Annotated in this window: 13 protein-coding genes; 1 reads left to right on the plus strand and 12 read right to left on the minus strand. The window is 71.3% G+C overall.

Annotated features, from left to right (window positions below):
- Positions 1 to 14 precede the first annotated feature (14 nt).
- Positions 15 to 2,159 (minus strand): ATP-binding protein, encoded by a 2,145-nt coding sequence (locus J4573_RS07680; RefSeq protein ID WP_208254580.1) that lies wholly within the window; start codon positions 2,157 to 2,159, stop codon positions 15 to 17.
- 172 nt (positions 2,160 to 2,331) lie between these two features.
- Between J4573_RS07680 and J4573_RS07685 the strand changes: the two genes are divergently transcribed.
- Positions 2,332 to 3,696, plus strand: coding sequence for a sensor histidine kinase (locus J4573_RS07685; RefSeq protein ID WP_307796538.1), 1,365 nt, complete (start codon positions 2,332 to 2,334; stop codon positions 3,694 to 3,696).
- A 37-nt stretch (positions 3,697 to 3,733) separates the two neighbouring features.
- Here J4573_RS07685 and J4573_RS07690 read toward each other — a convergent pair whose 3' ends face one another.
- From J4573_RS07690 to mfd, 11 genes are all read right to left on the minus strand, one after another.
- On the minus strand, positions 3,734 to 5,284 hold the full coding sequence (locus J4573_RS07690; protein ID WP_208254581.1) for an alpha/beta hydrolase: 1,551 nt from the start codon (positions 5,282 to 5,284) through the stop codon (positions 3,734 to 3,736).
- Positions 5,285 to 5,350: 66 nt separating this feature from the next.
- On the minus strand, positions 5,351 to 6,610 hold the full coding sequence (locus J4573_RS07695; protein ID WP_307796539.1) for an MFS transporter: 1,260 nt from the start codon (positions 6,608 to 6,610) through the stop codon (positions 5,351 to 5,353).
- Positions 6,607 to 7,944, minus strand: a complete 1,338-nt coding sequence (locus tag J4573_RS07700) for a GH1 family beta-glucosidase (RefSeq protein WP_208254582.1) — start codon at positions 7,942 to 7,944, stop codon at positions 6,607 to 6,609. Before J4573_RS07700 ends, J4573_RS07695 begins: the two co-directional genes overlap by 4 nt.
- A gap of 194 nt (positions 7,945 to 8,138) precedes the next feature.
- Positions 8,139 to 8,489 carry a tetratricopeptide repeat protein gene (locus J4573_RS07705; RefSeq protein WP_243772648.1) on the minus strand — a complete coding sequence of 117 codons (351 nt, stop codon included), beginning with the start codon at positions 8,487 to 8,489 and terminating at the stop codon, positions 8,139 to 8,141.
- A gap of 72 nt (positions 8,490 to 8,561) precedes the next feature.
- Entirely contained in the window at positions 8,562 to 8,774 is a 213-nt protein-coding gene (locus tag J4573_RS07710) for a hypothetical protein (RefSeq protein ID WP_208254584.1), read from the minus strand.
- Positions 8,752 to 10,674, minus strand: a complete 1,923-nt coding sequence (gene nhaA / locus J4573_RS07715) for a Na+/H+ antiporter NhaA (RefSeq protein WP_307796540.1) — start codon at positions 10,672 to 10,674, stop codon at positions 8,752 to 8,754. The genes J4573_RS07710 and nhaA overlap by 23 nt, the downstream gene beginning before the upstream one ends.
- 53 nt (positions 10,675 to 10,727) lie before the next feature.
- The gene (locus J4573_RS07720) at positions 10,728 to 11,672 is read right to left on the minus strand and encodes an NADP-dependent oxidoreductase (protein ID WP_208254585.1); all 945 of its coding nucleotides are present in this window, start codon (positions 11,670 to 11,672) and stop codon (positions 10,728 to 10,730) included.
- Positions 11,673 to 11,741: 69 nt separating this feature from the next.
- On the minus strand, positions 11,742 to 14,099 hold the full coding sequence (locus J4573_RS07725) for a penicillin-binding protein (RefSeq protein WP_307796541.1): 2,358 nt from the start codon (positions 14,097 to 14,099) through the stop codon (positions 11,742 to 11,744).
- Positions 14,100 to 14,304: 205 nt separating this feature from the next.
- Positions 14,305 to 15,276: a nucleoside triphosphate pyrophosphohydrolase gene (locus J4573_RS07730; protein ID WP_208254586.1), complete on the minus strand. Its 972-nt coding sequence runs from the start codon at positions 15,274 to 15,276 to the stop codon at positions 14,305 to 14,307.
- 2 nt (positions 15,277 to 15,278) lie between these two features.
- Entirely contained in the window at positions 15,279 to 15,950 is a 672-nt protein-coding gene (locus J4573_RS07735) for a hypothetical protein (protein ID WP_208254587.1), read from the minus strand.
- Positions 15,951 to 15,985: 35 nt separating this feature from the next.
- Positions 15,986 to 19,555, minus strand: coding sequence for a transcription-repair coupling factor (mfd, locus tag J4573_RS07740; RefSeq protein ID WP_208254588.1), 3,570 nt, complete (start codon positions 19,553 to 19,555; stop codon positions 15,986 to 15,988).
- Between the last annotated feature and the right edge of the window lie 148 nt (positions 19,556 to 19,703).

Below are 19,703 nucleotides of genomic sequence, written 5' to 3' on the forward strand. Positions count from 1 at the left end.
CTGGTACGAGTATGTCAGGAATGTCGGGTGCTTCCGCCCCCTCCTCGGCTCGACTCTCGGTTGGACAGAGTCGACTCCGGGGTGTCGAGGCCGAGGGAGACGCGTTCGGTGAACGAGAGGCGGTCGCCGTCGGCCGTGGCCGTTGTGAAACCGTTGTCCCCAAGGCGTTCTCGGAGCCGGTCCCCGGCCAGATCCCAGAGCGCGTCCAGGTGCCCGCCGATGGACGTCAGGCCCTGTGCGCGGCGGAGCCCGTCGGCCGCGCCGTAAAGGCGCCCGGCGCGTTCATAATCACCCAGTTCGTACGCGCAGGCGGCGGCGAGCTCCAGCCCGGCGGTCACGGTGATCCGGGCGTCCAGGCGGGCGGCGATGCGCAGGAGGTCCAGGACGTCGGCCTGGGCCTCGGTCGTCTCGCCGTTCATCAGGCGGCATCCGGCGCGGGCCCACAGGGCGTGGCACATGCACCACTCCTCCCCCACGTCCTCGCAGGTGGAGATGGTGGCCTCGGCGATCTCCCGCGCGCCCGGGACGTCGCCGACCGAGATGCGCGCCGCCGTCGCGTACAGGCCGGTGATCAGGGCCAGAACGTCGTCGTTGGCCGCGTCGCGGTGCTGTTCGAGCGCCTCGTCCAGGAGCCGGTGGCCCTGGACGAAGTCGTCCTCCAGCAGGCTGTGGATGCCCGACAGCTGGGTGAGGTAGGCCTGCTCGGCGGGGGTGGTCGAGTGCTGCCGGAGCCGTTCCAGCAGCGGGCGCGCGGCACGCAGGTCGCCCTGGACGAGCGCGCAGAAGAGCGTCATGCGGACGACGCGGGCCGTCTCCTCGGCGGGGCTGCGCCGCAGCGCCAGCACGCGGTCGGCCCACATGCGGATCTCGCGGAGCTGGCCGCGGCCCATCCAGATCGGCGAGAAGCCCGCGAAGAGCTGCCGCGCGGCCCTGGCGTCACCGGCGCGGATCGCGCGGTCGAGAAGGTCGCGCAGGTTGCCGTGCTCGCGCGCCTCCCAGGCGAACCAGCCCGCCTGCGCGGAGGTGGCGAGCTCGTGTTCGGCGCGTTCGGCCAGTCCCAGGTAGTGGTCCAGGTAGCGGCGCTGGACCCGGTCGGTCTCGCCGCTGTCGGCCAGCCGTTCGGCGCCGTACTCGCGCAGGGTGTCGAGCATCCGGTAGCGGCCGTCGGGCTCGCGGGTCAGCACCGACTTGTCCACCAGGCCCGCGACCAGGTCGAGCACCTCATCGGCCGGTACGGACTCGGCGGCCGCGGCCTCATCGGCGGGCCCGGCCTCGTCCGCGCAGACCACCTCCGCCTCGGGGAGGCCGAACCCGTCGGCGAAGATCGACAGGCGGGCCCAGGCGAGGCGTTCGGCGGGCGTGCACAGCTCGTCGCTCCACCGGATCGCGGCCCGGAGCGTCTGGTGGCGCGCCTGGCCGGTGCGGCGCTGGCCGGTGAGCGCGAAGCGGTCGCCGAGCCGGGCGACGAGCTGGTCCAGCGGCAGCGCGCGAAGCCGCACCGCCGCCAGCTCGATCGCGAGCGGGATGCCCTCCAGCTGATGGCAGAGCCGGACGATGTCGGTGCGGTTGTCGTCGGTCACCGCGAAGCCGGGCACCACGGCGGCCGCGCGTTCGGCGAACAGCGTGACCGCCTCGTCCTCGCCCTGCTCGGGCCGGTCCAGCGGCGAGACGACCATCGTGTGCTCGCCGGGGATCGTGAGCGGCTGGCGGCTGGTCGCCAGCACCCGTACGCCGGAGCCGGCGCGCAGCACCGTCTCGGCCAGCATCGCGCACGCGTCGGCCAGGTGCTCGCAGGTGTCCAGCACCAGCAGCACCGACCGGCCCGCCAGGTGGTCGGTGAGCGCGTCGAGGGGGTCGCGGGTGGTCTGGTCGTGCAGGTCGAGCGCGTCGGCGACCGCCTGCGGCAGCAGCTCGGCGTGCTGGACGGCGGCCAGGTCCACGAAGCGGACGCCGTCGGCGAACGCGTGACGCACGTCGGCGGCGGTACGGAGCGCGAGCCGGGTCTTCCCGACCCCGCCCATGCCGAGCAGCGTGACGAGCCTCGCGGACTCCACCAGCCGCCTGACCTCGGCGCATTCGCGCCGGCGGCCGACGAAACTGGTCACCTCGGCGGGCAGCCGTCCCGCCGTGCGCAGTACCGCACCGTCGGCCACGGCCATGCCGGCTCCGTTCCTGACCAGGGTTCCTCTCGGGGAGTTCCTTTCGCATCGTAACCGGTCCATCACGCCCTGCCAGGCCCGATGTGCGAGGCACATCGGGCCGGATCCAGGTGGCGGCACCTTGACCAGGTGATCGGGTCGGGTTTGCCCGGGTGAGGGCAGGTTCCACAGCGTGTGGCGCGAGCCGACGATCCGCTTCCGCGTGACCGCCTCGGCCGTGGTGGTGACCGCGGTGCTGACCACCGTGCTGTACGCGGCGCTGCTGATCATGGTCTACCGGCAGGAGTCGCACCACCGGACCCAGCACCTGGCCAGGGAGGCGCGCCGCGTCGTCGAGCTGATCCACCGGGGCCCGGTCACGGGCGACGACCTGGTGACCGCGGACCGGACTTTGATCCAGGTCGTCGATCCGCAGCGCCGGATCGTGGCGGCCAGTCCCGGCATGCGAGGACGTCCGCCGGTGAACTTCGATCCGCCCGTACAGGGCGACGATCGCAGGGACGGCCGGACCTGCTCGCTCGACGTACCGGGCGGCCGCTGCTTCCAGGTCGTGGCGTTCCGTTCCGGGAGTGGGGACAGTGCGCGGTACGTCTACTCGATCGGCCCGGCGCCCGGGATGGTGCCGCGTCCCGGCACGGCGGCGCTGCTGGCGCTGACCATTCCGCTGATCTCGGGGTTGGTGGGGTTCGCGACCTGGGTGGCGGCGGGCCGGACGCTGCGCCCGGTGACCAAGATCCGCCAGGAGCTGGACGAGATCACCGCGACCGATCTCGAACGCCGCGTCCCGGTCCCCGGTCGTACCGACGAGATCGGAAGGCTCGCGACCAGTGTCAACGCCACCCTCGACCGGCTTGAGGGCGCGGTCGCCAAGCAGCGCGGGTTCGTCTCCGACGTCTCGCACGAGCTGCGCAGCCCGCTCACCGGACTGCGGATGGAGCTGGAACTGGCGCTCGACGATCCCGGCGCCACCGACCTGCGCGACACGCTCGCCGCCACGCTCAAGAACGCCGAACGGCTCCAGGCCGTTCTGGAGGATCTCCTCGCCCTCGCCCGGCTGGACGCGCGCGAGACGTCGCCCGCCGAGCCGGTCGACCTGCACGAGCTCACCGACCAGGAGGTGCTGCGCCGCCCGCGCCGCGCCCGCGTGACCGTGGTGGCCGACGGGCCGGTGATCGTACGGGGCGGACGGCTGGAGCTGGGGCGGCTGCTCACCAACCTCATCGACAACGCCGACCGGCACGCCGACTCGACCGTCAGCGTCGTCCTGCGTTACGTCCCGGACGACCGCGCCTCGGTCGAGGTGGTCGACGACGGGACGGGCATCGCGCCCGAGGATCGTGAACGGGTCTTCGAGCGCTTCACCCGGCTGGCCGAGGGCCGCCACCGCGACGCGGGCGGGACCGGGCTGGGCCTGGCCATCGCCCGCGACATCGCGCACGCCCAGCACGGCAGCCTCACGATCACCGATCGGGACGACGGCGAACGGGGCGCGCGCTTCGTGCTCATCCTGCCGTGTGAGCCCCCGGCGACCGACTGATCACCGGGGTGCTCGATTGCGGCAGGGGCTGCAGGAGCTACTCGCAGACGGTGCCCTGGGCGGGCAGGCGGCCGTAGAGCAGGTATCCGTTCACCTTGGTGCGGACGCAGAGGTTCTCGGTCTCGTACGCGCCGTGCCCCTCGCCCTTGAGCGTGAGCAGGACGCCGGAGCCGAGCTCCTTGGTGAGGGCCGGGGCCCAGTCGTAGGGAGTGGCCGGGTCGCCGAGGTTGCCGACGACCACGATCGGAGCGGCCTTGGGCGCGCTCACCTCACGTCCCGCCTCGTCCCCCTTGGCGGGCCAGCCGGTGCAGCTGATGAGGCTCCAGGCCATGGACTGGCCGAAGAGCGGTGAGGCCTGGGTGAACTCGCCCATGCTGGCCTTCACGTCGTCGACGGTGTAGCGCTTGGTGGTGTCGTCGCAGCGGACCGCCGTTCCGGCCGCGTCGGAGTTGTCGTAGTGGCCGTTCTTGTCGCGGCCCGAGTACAGGTCGTTGAGCTTCATCAGCAGGGTGCCGTCGCCTTGGAAGGCGCTGACCAGGCCGGCCGTGAGGGTGGGCCACAGGTCGCGGGAGTAGAGCGCGGCCATGACGCCGCCCTGCGCGAGGTCCTGGGTGAGCGCGCGGTTCTTGTCCTGCGTCTGAACGGGCTTGTAGTCGGTCTCCTTCAGGAACTTGGAGATGTGGTCGATGATCGCTTCTTTGGTGGCACCCTGCTCGCGCGGCTGCTGGGCCTCCCAGGCCGCGTAGTTGCCGAGTGCCTTCTGGAAGGACGCGGCCTGCTGCAGCGCGAGCTGCTTGGTGTCGAGCTTGGTGTTGACCGCGGCGTCCAGCACCAGCCGCCCGGTGGAGCCGGGAAACTGATGGGCGTAGTTGGCGCCGAGCCACGTGCCGTACGAGGTGCCGAAGTAGTAGAGCTTGCGGTCGCCGAGGGCCTTGCGCAACACCTCCATGTCGCGCGCCGCGTTCACCGTGCCGACGTACGGCAGGATCTTTCCGGAGCGCGCCGTGCACTCCTTGACGTCCTTCTTCTGCTCGGTGAGGTAGGCCTTCTCCTCTTCAGGCGTGTCGGGGCTCCCGTCCACCGCCGACGACGCGTCCATCTCCTTGTCGGTCGCGCACTGGATCGGCGCGCTGCGCTGTACGCCGCGCGGGTCGAAGCTGACCAGGTCGTAGCGCGTACGGAGCCTGCGGTATTCGGTGGTGCTCTCGGAGAGCGTGTCCACGCCGGACCCGCCGGGGCCGCCCGGGTTGAACACGAGCGAGCCGATGCGGTTCTCGGGCGCTCCCGTCGTCTTGAGGCGGATCACCGCCAGGTCGATGGTCTGGCCCTGTGGTTTGGCGTAGTTCAGTGGAACGGTGAGCTTGGCGCATTCCAGCGCCGGGTTGGGCTCGGTCTGGATCCCCTGCGCGGGCCCGGGGAGACCGGTGCACGCCGTCCAGGTGAGCTTGGGCGGCGTGTAGTTCGCCGCTCCCTGGGCCGCCGCGGCGGCCGACACGTTCTGCGTTTCCCCCACCTTGCAGCCCGCGGCGCCGGTCGCGATCACACCTAGCGCCAGAAGAGCCGCCCCCGATTTGTTGAGTCTTGCCATCTCTGACCCCCTTTGCGGGGTTGGACGGCATTGTCGCGAAACCGGTTCGGCTCCGGCATCAAAGGATCACGGAACGGAGCGGATCCGGTAGACAAGCAGGGTTCCGGCCAGGCCGATAACGGCGGCGACCGCGTACAGCGTCCCGTAGCCGCCGAGCAGCGTCACGATGGGCGCCGCGATCGCGGGCGCGAGCACCTGCGGCAGGGCGGCGGCGACGTTGATGACCCCGAGGTCCTTGCCGCGGTCGGCGGCCTTCGGCAGCACATCGGTCATCAGTGCGAAGTCGACCGAGGTGAACACCCCGAACCCGACGCCGAGGACCAGGGCCGCGACGATCGCGCCCGGCCAGGTCTGCCACAGCGACAGCATCAGCGTCGCGACCGACATGATGATCCCGGACCAGAAGACGAAGATCCGGCGCTTGCCGATCCGATCCGACCAGATCCCGCCGACGACCACCGTGCCGAGCAGCGTGACCGCGTCCAGTGCGGTGAGGATCAGCACGCCGTCCTCGGCCTTGCCGTCGTAGTGCACCGCGTCGGTCAGGTAGTAGAGCAGGTACATCGTGACGATGGAGTTGCTCAGGTTGATCAGGAAGCGGGTCAGCCAGGCCCAGCCGAAGTCGGGGTGCTCGCGCGGGTCGATCCAGAAGCCCGCGAGGAACTCCTTCCACCGGAACGGCGGCCGCGCGCCCGCGTCCAGCAGCACGTCCCGCCGCATCAGCACGTACGGCACGACCGACAGCAGCGTGAACACCGCGCACGCCAGGTAGCCCGCGGTGATGCCGCCCGCCAGCGTCGCGAGGGCCGTGCCGAGCAGCGTGCCGGCGATCTGCGCGACGCCGAGCCAGCCGCCGACCACCCCGCGCCGCTCCTGCGGCACCTGGTCGGGAACGGCGGCCGTGAGCGCGGCGTACGAGGCGTTCAGCGAGATCTGCACGATGATCCAGCCCGCCAGCATGACCGCGATGTTCGGCGCCACCGACAGCACGACCAGGCCTGCCGCGCCGCAGATCACCCCGCCGACCGTCCACGGGATGCGCTGCCCGAACCGCGAGGTCGTACGGTCCGACAGCGCGCCCCAGACCGGGTTGGCGACCAGCGAGACCACCGCGCCGACCCCGGTCACCCAGGCCAGCGTGGCCGCCTTGTGGCCGGGCGCGAACTCCTTGGCCTGCAACGCCAGCAGCACCTGGATCGGCCCGAACCAGCCCACCCAGACGCCGAGATTGGCGAGCGTGAGCGCGCTCGCCCACCGCCCGCCGACCGGTCGCGGCGCTCCGGTGCCCGGCTGGTCGATGAGCGGGGCCGCCGGGTCGGCGGTCACCGGTTCGCCTTGATCACGTCCCGGTACCAGCCGAACGAGTCCTTGGGCGTTCGGGCGAGGGTGTCGTAGTCGACGTGCACGAGCCCGAAGCGCTGCCGGTAGCCCTCGGCCCACTCGAAGTTGTCCATCAGCGACCAGACGAAGTAGCCGCGCACGTCCACGCCGGCGTCGATCGCGGCGCGCAGCGAGCGCAGGTGGCCGTCCAGGTACTCGATCCGGCGGGTGTCGTGCACAGGCTCGCCGTAGGAGCAGCCGTTCTCGGTGACATAGACCGGCAGCATGCCAGGGAAGCGGTCCCGCAGCGTCACCAGGATCTCGCGCAGCCCGTCCGGCACGACCGGCCAGTCGAAGTCGGTGCGCGGGTGGCCGTCGATCTCGCGGATGCCGAACGGCAGGTCGGCGGGCAGGTCGATGCCGCCGAACGTCTCCACGCCGTCCGGCTGCGGCGCGCCGACCAGGGTCGGGTTGTAGTAGTTGATCCCGTACCAGTCCAGCGGCGCGGAGATGACCTTGAGGTCCTCCTCGACCGGGCCCGGCATGGCCTCGGCGAGACCCTCCGGGTAGCGCCCGGCGAGCAGCGGGTCGGCGAACATCCAGTTCATGAGCGTGTCGTAGAGGTCGGCCCCCGCCTTGTCGCCCTCTTCGTCGCTCGCCGCCCAGACCGGGCTGTGGGACGCCGCGATGCCCACGTCGCGCGCGCCGGCCGCGCGCAGCGCCCCGACCGCCTTGCCGTGCGCCAGCAGGAGGTGGTGCGCGACCGGCAGGGCGTCGAACATCAGCTCCTTGCCGGGCGCGTGCTCGCCGAGCGCGTACCCGAGCAGGGTCACCTCGGCGGGCTCGTTGATGGTGATCCACATGTCCACCCGATCGGCGAGCCGCTCGGCCACCGCGGCCGCGTACTCGGCGAACCGGTCGGCGGTGTCGCGGTTCAGCCAGCCGCCGGCGTCCTGCAGCGCCTGCGGGGTGTCCCAGTGGTAGAGGGTCGGCGCGGGCCTGATCCCCTTCGCGCACAGCTCGTCGACGAGCCGGTCGTAGAAGTCCAGGCCCTTGCCGTTCACCGGTCCGATGCCGTCCGGGACGACCCGCGACCACGCCACCGAGAACCGGTAGGCGCCCACCCCGAGGTCGGACATCAGCGCGACGTCCTCGCGGTACCGGTGGTAGTGGTCGGTCGTGACGGCCGCGTCCGTGCCGTCCTTGATCTTGCCGGGGACGGCCGTGAAGGAGTCCCAGACCGACGGGCCCTTGCCGTCCTCGCGGGGCGCGCCCTCGATCTGGAACGCGGACGTGGACACGCCCCACAGGAAGCCGGGCGGGAAGGCGGGCAGCGTCACGGAGGTCCCCCTAGAGCGGAAACGTGAATCTATTTCACAATGTTAGCCCCGCCACACCCCCCGCGCCACACCCCCCGCGCCACACCCCCCAACCACACCACCCCGCGCCACACCAAAACGCCGATCTTGCTCTCAGCGCCCTTTCCGAGCGGTTTCGGGGCGCTGAGAGCAAGATCGGCGCGGTTGGAGAGGTGTCAGGCCAGGTTGCCCGCGGTCACCGAGACCTCGATCTCCTCGGACACCTCCGCACCCATGGCCCGCGCGATCCGGCGGAAGCGCCGGGCGTCCTCGGGCCGGTTGCGCCGCTCCAGGGTCCGGGCCAGCGCCTCGTACGCCCAGCCGTTGCAGGGGTCGAGGTCGACCAGCGTGCGGAACGTCTCCTCGGCGCGCCCGAGCTGGGCGCTGTGGAAGTAGGCGCGGCCCAGCAGCTCGACGGCCGAACGGTTGTCCGGCGCGTCCGCGACGATCGGCGCGAGGATCCGGGCGGCCGTCACGTAGTCCCGGGCCTCGAAGAACATCTGGGCCCGCTGGAACTGCTCGTACATGGAAATGCCCCCTCCCCGTATGGGTGTGCCAACGCACCCCATAACCGGGAGGGGTCCCAGGTCATTCCCGGGTCATTCCCCGGACTCGCCGACCTCCTCCCGCAGGCGCTCCAGCTCGTCCTCGAGATTCTCGATCTGGCCGAGCAGCTCCTCCCGGGCCTGGAGGTTCTGTGCCGCGTCCACGGCGTCGCCCGCATCGGCCTCGGGCTCGGGGACCTGCGCCCGCAGGACCTTCACCGACTCCTCGATCTCGCGCACCCGCTCACGCTTCTCGTCGTCGTTCATTCCTCGTTCCTTCCGTGCTGATCCGGCACTGGTCGCCCGTGCCCATCTCGTCGCCGGGGGCCGGTGCCCCGGTGAGAGCGGCGTCGATCGCCGTCTGGAACGAGGCTAGATCGTGGTCGCCCTGATAGATCTCACCGTTGATGAAGAAGGTCGGGGTGCCCCCGACACCGCTGCGCTCGCCCTCTTCCCGGTCGGAGTTGATCCGGGCCCGGTGGCGTTCCACGTCGGCCCACGGATCGAAGGCGAGCTCCTCGCCATAGCGGCTGAGATCGGCGTCGGTCAGGGCGAGCTGGTTGCGGAAGAGCACGTCGTGCGCCTCCCAGAACAGGCCGTGGTCGGCCGCGGCCTCGGACACCAGCGCGGCGGCGACGGCGTGCGGGTGGATCTCGCGCAGCGGGAAGTGCCGGAAGACCAGGCGCAGCCGGTCCCCGTACTGACTGCGCAGCTCGGCGAGGACCTTCTCGGTCTTGCCGCAGTACGGGCATTCGAAGTCGCCGTACTCGACCAGCGTGACCGCCGCTGTCGCCGGGCCGAGCACGTGGTCGCGGCCGGTGACCGGGGGCAGCGGCTCGGGCTCGACGTCGCGCTCGTCCGGCAGGCCGGGCGGCGCGCAGACGGCGCCGCGGTCCCAGGCGAGCCGGAAGACGACCCAGCCGAGCAGCGCCGCCAGCAGCGAGCCCGTCATGATGCCGATCTTGGCGTCGCTCTGCAGGTCCGGGTCGCCGGCGAACGCGAGGTCGGTGATGAACAGCGAGACCGTGAAGCCGATCCCCGAGACGGCCGCGCCGCCGAGCAGCTGACCCCAGACCAGGCCGCCCGGCAGGTCGCCCCAGTTGAACCGCAGCGGGATCCAGGTGCCGAGCGAGACGCCGATGAACTTGCCCGCGACCAGGGCGACGACGATGCCGATCGTCACCGGCGAGGTCGCCGCGCGGCTCAGCGTCTCGCCGTCCAGCCGTACGCCCGCGTTCGCCAGCGCGAAGATCGGCACGATCACGTAGCCGGTCCAGGGGTGCAGGAGCAGCTGCAGCCGTTCGTTGATCGACACCGTCGCCTGGACGGACCGCGTCGCCTCGCGGGCCAGCTCCGGGCTCGGGTCGCGCGACAGCGCCTGGACGGCCTCGCCCGCGCGCAGCAGCTTGTGGTCGCTCGGCGCGTACACCGTGACCAGCGCGCCGAGCAGGATGCCCGCGAGCGTCGGGTGGATGCCGCTCTCCAGCATCGCCGCCCACACGCCGATGCCGAGCACCACGTACGCGGGCGCCCGCCACAGCCGCAGCCAGCGCGCCGCGACGATGAGGCCGGTGAGCGCGATCGCGATCAGCAGCGCGGTCACCGAGAGGTCGTCGGTGTAGAAGACCGCGACGACCAGGATGGCGCCGACGTCGTCCACCACGGCGAGCGTCAGCAGGAACGCGCGCAGCGGCTCGGGGCAGCGGGTGCCGATGATCGCCAGCAGGCCCAGCACGAACGCGGTGTCGCTGGCCATCGGGATGCCCCAGCCGCCCGCGCCCGACCCGCCCATGTTGATCGCGAAGAAGATCAGCGCGGGCACGATCATCCCGCCGAGCGCGGCGCAGGACGGCACCGCGATCAGCCGCCGGTCGCGCAGCTGGCCGACCTTGACCTCGCGGCTGATCTCCAGGCCGACGACGAAGAAGAACAGCGCCATCAGGCCGTCGTTGACCCATTCCTTGAGGTCCAGCGAGAAGCCGTGGTCGCCGAGCCGGACCGCGAAGTCGGTGTGCCAGAACGCCTCGTAGGAGTCGCCCCACGGCGAGTTCGCCCACAGCAGCCCGGCCAGCGTGGCGGCGAGCAGCACGCTGGTGCTGCCCGTCTCGGTCGCCAGGAAGGCGCGCAGGCCCTCGGGCACCGCGCGGGCCACGGATCTCTCGGTCACGGAACGTTCCACACGACGATGATCCCAGCGCTCCTCAGATCCCCCGGCGCCGGTCAGACCCGGATGACGGTCTTCCCGCGGGCTCCCCCGGCCCGCATCCGCATGATCTCGGCGGGCACGTCCTCCAGCGCCACCTCGTGGTGCACGTGGACCTTCAGCTTGCCCGCGTCGATCAGGCCCGCGATGGTCTCCAGCAGCTCGGCGCTCGCCTCGCTGTCCATGTTGACGCCGCGCAGTTCCTGGGCCGCCATGGCGTCCGGGTTCACCGACCAGATCGTGCTCAGGTAGACGCCGCCGGGCCGCAGCAGGGCCGCGAGCCGCTCGACGCCGGTCTTGTCGCTGACCACGTCCAGGATCGCGTCGATCCCGTCCGCGTGCGCCCGCAGCACCTGCTCGTTCAGGTCGCCCGCCGCGTAGTCGACGACCTCGGCGGCGCCCAGCTCGCGCATCTCCTCGGCCATGTCGGCCCGCGCGGTGGCGATCACCTTGGCGCCCGTGGCGCCGGCCAGCTGGACGACCGACTGGCCGACGCCGCCGGTCGCGCCGACGACGAGCACGGTCTGGCCCTCGTCCACGTTCGCGAGCCGCACGGCGTTGTAGGCGGTCATCGTCGCGGTCGGCACCGCGGCGGCCTGGGTGTAGATCATGCCCTGGGGCATCCGGGCGACCGGCCCGTCGGCCTTGGCGATCGCGTACTCGGCGTAGCTGCCCAGGCCGCGCGGGACCCCGAAGAACTGGCCGTACACCTGTTCCCCGGCGCGCAGGTCGGTGACGCCCTCCCCGGCCGCCTCCACGACGCCCGCGCCGTCCACGCCCATGATCAGCGGGAACGAGTAGGGCACGGAGTCCTTGAGCGCCCCGTCAACGATCTTCCAGTCGAACGGGTTGATGCCCGCCGCGACCACCTTGACCAGGATCTCTCCCGGTCCGGGCGCGGGCGTGGGCAGGTTCATGAGCGTCGGTGTGGCACCGACCTCGGACACGGCGATGGCGCGCATGCTGATTCCCCCCGATTCGAGCGCGATCTCCCCGCGGGGTGATCTACCCGGAAATTCGGTCGGCAGTCCTCAGCCGCCGTTGCGACCAGGCTTGTTCTGCCCTGGGGGGTTCTGGCCGGGGTTCTGGCCGGGAGGGATTCCGGGCGGGAAGCCGGGCGGGGTCGGCTGGCCGCCCGGCTTGTCCTTCTTCTTTCCCTTGCTGACCCTGATCACGACGGTGGCGCCGGGCTCGGCGGACGATCCCGGGCCTGGCGACTGGTCGGCGACCGTGCCCCGCTCGTACTGGTCGGAGTCGACCGAGCCGCCCATGTCGACCGAGAACCCGGCGGCGCGGAGCCGCGCGATGGCCTCGCTGGGCTTCATCCCGCGCACGTCGGGCACCTTGGTCCGGTCCTCGCCGGTGCCCTTGCTGAAGTAGTGGTCCGGCGGCTCGTGGAAGTCGGCCGCGGGCCGGCCCTCCAGCGCGCCCGACATGGAGTCCTGCCAGATCGGCGCCGGGATCGTCGCGCCGAAGACGGCGCCGTAGCACTCGCCGTCCATGCACAGGTTTTCCATGGGATGCGCGTAACCGCCGCGCGGGTCGCCCACCCAGACGGCCGAGGCGAGGTCGGGCGTGTACCCCGCGAACCAGGCCGCGGAGAAGTTGTCGACCGTGCCGGTCTTGCCGGCGGCGGGCCGGCCGATCCCCATGCCGCGCGCGGTGCCCTTGGTGAGCACGCCCTTCAGCACGTAGTTGACGGCGTCGGCGACGCCCTTGTCCATGACCTGCTTGCACCCCGCGCCCGGCACCTTCAGCTTCTTGCCTGCCGCGTCGGTGATGGAACGGATCGCGACCGGCTGGCAGTAGCGGCCGCGCGCGCCGAACGCCGCGTACGCCGCCGCGAGCCGGACCGGCGACACCGGGTTGAACCCGAGCGTGAACGAGGGGAACTGCTCCAGCGCCTTGCCGTTACCCTGCCGCATTCCGAGCCGTTCGGCCATCTTCACCGTGTCACAGAGCCCGACCTCGCGCTCCAGCGCGAGGAAGAAGGTGTTGACCGAGTGGTGCGTGCCGGTCGTCAGGCTGAACTCGCGCCCGCCCTCGCCGTCGGCGGAGTTGCGCAGCGAGTGCGACGGGTCGCTGACGTTCCTGCCCTTGCAGTCGCGGTAGCCGGTCGGGGTGAACGCGCGCGGCGCCTCCAGCCGGGTGCCGAACGGCAGGTCGTTCTCCAGCGCGGCGGCCAGCGTGAACGCCTTGAACGTGGAGCCGGCCTGCATGCCGATGCTGGACCCGTGGTCGGCGTCGGCGGCGAAGTTGATCCAGGTCTTGCCGCGTTCGCGGTCGGACCCGAGCTTGCGGTCCACGACCATGCCCTTGATCTCGCCGGTGCCCGGCTCGACCATCGCCTCGGCGGCGGCCTTGTGCGCGGAGTTCTTGCGCGGGACGTGGCTGTCGACGGCGCTCTGCGCGGCCTTCTGCGACTGCCAGTCCAGCGTGGTGTGGATGGTGAGCCCGCCGCGTTTCAGCAGCCGCTCGCGGGCCTTCGGGGTCTCGCCGAACACCGGGTTGGTGAGGATCTCGCGCTGCACGTAGTCGCAGAAGAACGGCGCCTTGCTGACCACGCAGCCGCTCGGCGTCTCGTGCAGGTGCAGGGTGAGCGGCTCGGCGGCGGCCGCGCGCTGCTGCGGGCCGCTGATCCAGCCGAGCTGCGCCATCCGGGCGAGGACGACGTCGCGCCGTTCCTTGGCGCGCTCCTTGTACCGGGTCGGGTCATAGGCGTACGGGTAGCGGATCACCCCGGCCAGCGTCGCCGCCTCGGGGAGGGTGAGCTGCGCGGCGGGGTGGTTGAAGTAGTGCTTGGAGGCGGCCTCGATGCCGTACGCGCCGTCGCCGTAGTAGGCGATGTTGAGGTAGCGGCGCAGGATCTCGTCCTTGGAGTACTTCTTCTCCAGCGCCACCGCGAACCGCAGCTCGCGGATCTTGCGCGCGGCGCTGATCTCCTTGGCGGCCTGCGCCTCGTCCTTGTTGTCGGCCTGGGTGAGCAGCAGGTTCTTCACGTACTGCTGGGTGATGCCCGAGCCGCCCTGGGTCACCTTGCCCGAGCCGAGGTTGCTGGCCAGGGCGCGCAACGTGCCCTGCGAGTCCAGCGCGCCGTGCTCGTAGAACCGGCTGTCCTCGATCGCCAGCACGGCCTTGCGCGCGACCGGCGCGATCTTGTCGAACGGCACGTCCACGCGGTTCTGGTAGAAGAACGTCGCGAGCGTGGAGCCGTCGGCCGCCAGGATCCGCGACAGCTGCGGAACGCCCGAGGTGTTGAGGTCGGCGGGGTCGCTCTGGAACCAGTGCGCGCCGTCGCGGGCGCCCAGCCCGGCCGCGCACGCGGTCGGCAGGATGAGCAGCGCGACCAGCCCGCCCGCGACCATGCCGAAGCCGAGCAGGCCGCGCACCGCGCGAGCCTTGCTCTGAAAATCGCTCCGTGCGCCCTTACGGGCATCGCCACCACGGGCCCCAGCAGGCACGGGCTTACTGTAAACGGACGTAACCCAGCCGACCAGCCCTTCGTCGATCTTGCCGGTCAGATCACCCGATTCGGGCACCCATCGTCCGAACTCACGCGGAGGCCGCCAGGGTTCAGGAGGGGGCCGCCAAAACTCAGACGTCCTTCTGTGACCGTTCCCACTCCCCGACACGTTCGCGGAATACCCGCGCCAGCGCGCGCAACTCCGCTTCGGGGTCACGGCCTTCCCGGCGAGCCTCGCTTACCAGGGCGAACAGGCGCGCCCCAAGCTCGTCCCCAGGCTCGGCAAAGAGATCATCTGGCGCTCCGGCGCGCTGCGCGCGGCGCTGAAGCTGGGCGGCGAGCGACAGCGCGGGCTGCCCCATCGGGACGCCGTCGAAGATCGAGGCGTCGTCGCCGCTCTTCTCCGCGCGCTCGGCCGCCTTGATCTGCTCCCAGTTGGCGTTCACCTCGTCCGCGCCGGACACGGTCACGTCCGCGAAGACGTGCGGGTGGCGGCGGACCAGCTTGTCGACGATCCCGGCGGCCACGTCGTCGATGGTGAACGCGGTCTCGTCGGTCCGTTCGGCGGCGACCACAGAGTGGAAGGCGACCTGCATCAGCACGTCGCCGAGCTCCTCGCGCAGCGCGCCGAGATCGCCGGACTCGACGGTGTCGGCGACCTCGTAGGCCTCCTCCAGCAGGTACGGAACGAGGGTGGCGTGCGTCTGCTTGCGGTCCCACGGGCACTCGCTGCGCAGGGTCTCCATCACCGACACCAGGTCGAGCAGCCGGGCGCCGGGCAGGTCGTACGAGCCGTGCAGCACCTCGATCGAGTCGAGGGGCTCGCCGCCGACGGTCAGGGCGCCGATGTCGCGCATCAGGCGCTCGTCGCCGTCCGGGTCGGCGATCCACATGACCGTGTGGCGCCGCGCCGCGTCCACCAGCGCCGCCGGGTCCGGATCGGTGACCGTTTCCGGCCGGACGCCCGCCTCGGTGACGTACGGGAGCAGCGGGTGGTCGATCCGCGTCAGCACGCGGTCGGCCGAGCGCAGCGCCTCCCACGCCTTCCAGGTCAGCAGGCCGGGCGCCACCCGGTGCGTGGTCGCCAGCAGGGTAAGGCTCATACTCAGCGGATACCCGATTCGGTGGCCGACAGCCTGTACTTGACCGGATCGATGGCGACCTTGGCCTTGTCGAAGGACCCGTACCGCGGGTTGACCTTGATCTTCATCGAGTCGGCGGTCTGGACGAAGTCGGCGTCGGCCTTCTGCCGCGCGAGCATCGTCTGGGGGTTCTGCGGGTTGCCGTCCGAGCCGTACTTCTGCACGAGCAGCGCCTTGATCGCCAGGAAGCGGGCGAAGTCGCGGGTGTAGCCGGCGGGGAGCCCGCTCGCCAGCGTCGCGGACTTGGCGCCGCCCTGCTGGTCCAGCGCGGCGATCACCTGGTCGACCTGGGTGCCGGTCACGTCGATGTGGTCGCGGCGCGCCACCTCGTCGCCGACCCGCATGTTGACCAGTACGGTGAGCGCGTCGCGCATGTCGGAGTCCGACAGCCGGTCGCTGGTCGCCTGCTGGGTCGGGTTGCTCGGGTCCGAGCGCATCTGGTTGGCGATGTCGTCCTTCACGAACTGCTTCTGCCAGTCCCGCACGGTCTGGTCGAGCGTGCTGGTGCTGATGCGGTCGTCGCCGACGATCGCCGCCGCGCCCACCTTGAGCGGGCCGCCGCCGCAGCCGGCCAGCGTCCCGGCGGCGAGCGCCGCCGCCACCGCGACCTTCACAGATGTTCCCAGCACGGTCATCCCATCTCGTCCGTGATCACTTACGAGTCCGCAGCCTATGACCGCACGGGCTCCAGGAACAACGCATCGACCAGGTCTGTGGCCCACTTGAGCAGCTCTTGGTCCCGCAGCGGGCGCCCGCCCAGCTGAGCGGTCTTGGGCGTCGGTACGAGCAGCGTACTGGTGGCCGGCTTCAGGATGCTCTTGGGGTAGAGCCGCTGGAGCCGCACCTGCTTGGAGTCGGGCAGGTCCACCGGAGCGAACTTGACGAAGTTGCCCTGGAGGCCGACCTCGGTGAGCCCGGCCTTGCGCGCCTTGGCCCGGAACCGCGCGACCTCCAGGAGGTTCAGCACGGGCACGGGCAGCGGCCCGAAGCGGTCCTTGAGCTCCTCGTGCACGGCCGCGATCTCGTCGGCTGCGCTCCGCTGGGGGGACGACCCCCCAGACCCCCCGGCAACAGTTGCGCCGTCATTCCTCGCTTCGCTGCGGATGCCGTCGGTGATCGCCGCGATCCGCCGGTAGGCGTCCAGCCGCAGCCGCTCGCCCGGCACGTACTCGTGCGGCAGGTGCGCGTCGACGGGCAGCTCGACCTTGGTCTCGGGCGTCTCCTGGACGCCGCCGCCCTCCTTCAGGTCCCGTACGGCCTCGCCGACCATCCGCACGTAGAGGTCGAAGCCGACCCCTGCCACGTGCCCGGACTGCTCGGCGCCGAGGATGTTGCCCGCGCCGCGGATCTCCAGGTCCTTCATCGCCACGTACATGCCCGCGCCGACCTCGGTGTGCTGGGCCAGCGTGGACAGCCGCTCGTGCGCGGTCTCGGTCAGCGGCGACTCGGGCGGGTAGAGGAAGTAGGCGTAGGCGCGCTCGCGGCCACGGCCGACCCGGCCGCGCAGCTGGTGGAGCTGCGAGAGCCCGTACATGTCGGCGCGGTCGACGATCAGGGTGTTGGCGTTCGGCACGTCCAGGCCCGACTCGACGATCGTGGTCGCGACCAGGACGTCGTGGTTCTTCTCCCAGAAGTCGACCATGACCTTTTCGAGCTCGTGCTCGTTCATCTGGCCGTGCGCGACCGCGATGTTGGCCTCGGGCACCAGCCGCGCCAGGTTGGCCGCGACCTTGTTGATCGAACGGACCCGGTTGTGCACGAAGAAGACCTGGCCCTCGCGCAGCAGCTCGCGCCGGATGGCCGCGGCGATCTGCTTCTCCTCGTACGGCCCGACGAAGGTGAGGATCGGGTGCCGTTCCTCCGGCGGGGTGAGGATCGTGGACATCTCGCGGATGCCGGTGAGGCCCATCTCCAGCGTCCGCGGGATCGGGGTCGCCGACATCGCCAGCACGTCCACCTGGGTGCGCAGGCGCTTCAGCTCCTCCTTGTGCTCGACGCCGAACCGCTGCTCCTCGTCGATGATGACCAGGCCCAGGTTCTTGAACTTGGTCTGCGACGACAGGATGCGGTGCGTGCCGACCACGACGTCGACGGTGCCGTCGGTGACGCCGCGCAGCGTCTCGGTGATCTCGCCGTCGGTCTGGAACCGGCTGATCGGCTTGACCGAGACCGGGAACGCGCCGAACCGCTCGGTGAAGGTGGACAGGTGCTGCTGGACCAGCAGCGTGGTCGGCACCAGCACGGCGACCTGCCGCCCGTCCTGGACGGCCTTGAACGCGGCGCGGACCGCGATCTCGGTCTTGCCGTAGCCGACGTCGCCGCAGATCAGCCGGTCCATCGGGACCGGCTTCTCCATGTCCTCCTTGACCTCGTCGATGGCGGCGAGCTGGTCGGGCGTCTCCACGTACGGGAAGGCGTCCTCCAGCTCGCGCTGCCACGGGGTGTCCGCGCCGAACGCGTGCCCCGGCGAGGCCATGCGGGCCGAGTAGAGCCGGATCAGCTCGCCGGCGATCTGCTTGACCGCCTTGCGTGCCTTGGACTTGGCCTTGGCCCAGTCGGAGCCGCCGAGGCGGTGCAGGCTCGGGGCCTCGCCGCCCACGTAGCGGGTGAGCTCCTCGAGCTGGTCGGTCGGGACGAACAGCCGGTCGCTCTTGGCGTACTCCAGGATCAGGTATTCGCGGGTGGCGCCCTGGACGGTGCGGCTGACCATCTCCACGTAGCGGCCGACGCCGTGCTGCTCGTGCACCACGTAGTCGCCGGGCTTCAGCTGCAGCGGGTCGATGCCGCCGCGCCGCCGGGACGGCATCCGGCGCATGTCCTTGGTGGAGGACTTCTGCCCGGACAGGTCGGCCTCGGTGAGGACGGCGAGCTTGATCGAGTCCCAGGTGAAGCCGTTCTCCAGCAGGCCGGTCGTCACGTTGACCACCGACGCGTCGGGCGGCTCGGGAACGTCGGTGAGGCGCGCGCCGAGGCCCTCCTCGCCGACCATCTGGACGAGGCGTTCGGCGGGGCCGTGGCCCGGGGTGACCAGCACGACCCGCCAGCCGCCCGAGATCCAGCCCTTGAGGTCGCCCATGACGCGGGCGGTGTCGCCGCGGTAGGCCTCGGCCGCGTGGACGCCGAGGTTGACCGCCGCCTCCTCGTCGGGATTGAGCGCGGTCACCTGCCAGCGCGGCAGGCCGAGCTCGTTGCTGTGCTGGCGCACCTCTTCCAGGGAACGGAACGCGGCGGCGCCCAGGTCGATCGGCGCCTCTCCCCCGGCGGCGGCGTTGACCCAGCTGGCCTCCAGGAACTCCTGGCTCGTGCGGACCAGCTCGACCGAACGGGTGCGGATCCGTTCCGGCTCGCAGACCAGCAGGCAGGACGCCTCCGGCAGCAGGTCGGTCAGCAGCTCCATGCTCTCGGCGAGGACGGGCGAGAACGCCTCCATGCCCTCGACGGTGTCGCCGTCGGCGATCCGGCCGAGGACCTCCTCCAGCGCCGGGTGCTGCTCGGCGAGCAGCTTGGCGCGCTCGCGGACCTCCGGGGTCAGCGGCAGCTCGCGGCACGGCGGCGCCCACAGACCGTCCTGCGCGACCTCCAGCGAACGCTGGTCGGCGGCCTTGAAGTAGCGGATCTCCTCGACCGTGTCGCCCCAGAACTCCACCCGCAGCGGGTGCTCCTCGGTGGGCGGGAAGACGTCCAGGATGCCGCCGCGCACGGCGATCTCGCCGCGCTTCTCGACCAGGTCGACGCGGTGGTAGCCGGCGCCCACCAGGCTGCGGACGACGTCGTCCATCTCCTCGTCGTCGCCGGACTTCAGCTGCACCGGCTCCAGGTCGGCGAGCCCGGACACGATCGGCTGCAGCACGGCCCTGATCGGGGTGACGACGACCGACAGCCGCCCGCCCGCGCCGTCCCCGGCGCCCGGGTGGACGAGCCGCCGCAGCACCGCGAGGCGCTGGCCGACGGTGTCGGAACGGGGCGAGAGCTTCTCGTGGGGCAGCGTCTCCCAGGCCGGGAAGTGCGCGACGCGTTCGGGATCGAGCAGGCTCGTCAGCGCGGCGGCCAGGTCCTCGGCCTCGCGTCCGGTCGCGGTGACCGCCAGCACGACCCCTTCTGTGGCACGGCTCAGCGCCGCGCCCAGGATCGGCCAGGTGGAGGGCGGCGCGACCACGTCGTGGTCGACCTTGGCCTCCGCCAGGGCACGCTCCAACTTCGGGTCGGTACGTGCCAGATCAACAAGTCCGTTAAGCGTCATGTTCGCCCGCAACCTCGGTAAGCACCCCTGCCGGGCCCGGAAAAGGGCACAGCGAAGCCGCCCGCAGCCAACGGCAGGCAGCCCTAACCACCGGGAATCCGTCAATGTCCCGGTGTCAAGCCCCAGCCTACGCGCCCGGTCCGACATC

Source organism: Actinomadura barringtoniae (assembly GCF_017573505.1).
In the GTDB taxonomy this organism is placed as follows: domain Bacteria; phylum Actinomycetota; class Actinomycetes; order Streptosporangiales; family Streptosporangiaceae; genus Spirillospora; species Spirillospora barringtoniae.

What these genes read in the sequence shown, in the direction of transcription:
- J4573_RS07680 (WP_208254580.1), bottom strand. Translation starts at nt 2,159, where the DNA reads ATGGCCGTGGCCGACGGTGCGGTACTGCGCACGGCGGGACGGCTGCCC.
- J4573_RS07690 (WP_208254581.1), bottom strand. Translation starts at nt 5,284, where the DNA reads ATGGCAAGACTCAACAAATCGGGGGCGGCTCTTCTGGCGCTAGGTGTG.
- J4573_RS07705 (WP_243772648.1), bottom strand. Translation starts at nt 8,489, where the DNA reads ATGTACGAGCAGTTCCAGCGGGCCCAGATGTTCTTCGAGGCCCGGGAC.
- J4573_RS07710 (WP_208254584.1), bottom strand. Translation starts at nt 8,774, where the DNA reads ATGAACGACGACGAGAAGCGTGAGCGGGTGCGCGAGATCGAGGAGTCG.
- J4573_RS07720 (WP_208254585.1), bottom strand. Translation starts at nt 11,672, where the DNA reads ATGCGCGCCATCGCCGTGTCCGAGGTCGGTGCCACACCGACGCTCATG.
- J4573_RS07730 (WP_208254586.1), bottom strand. Translation starts at nt 15,276, where the DNA reads ATGAGCCTTACCCTGCTGGCGACCACGCACCGGGTGGCGCCCGGCCTG.
- J4573_RS07735 (WP_208254587.1), bottom strand. Translation starts at nt 15,950, where the DNA reads ATGACCGTGCTGGGAACATCTGTGAAGGTCGCGGTGGCGGCGGCGCTC.
- mfd (WP_208254588.1), bottom strand. Translation starts at nt 19,555, where the DNA reads ATGACGCTTAACGGACTTGTTGATCTGGCACGTACCGACCCGAAGTTG.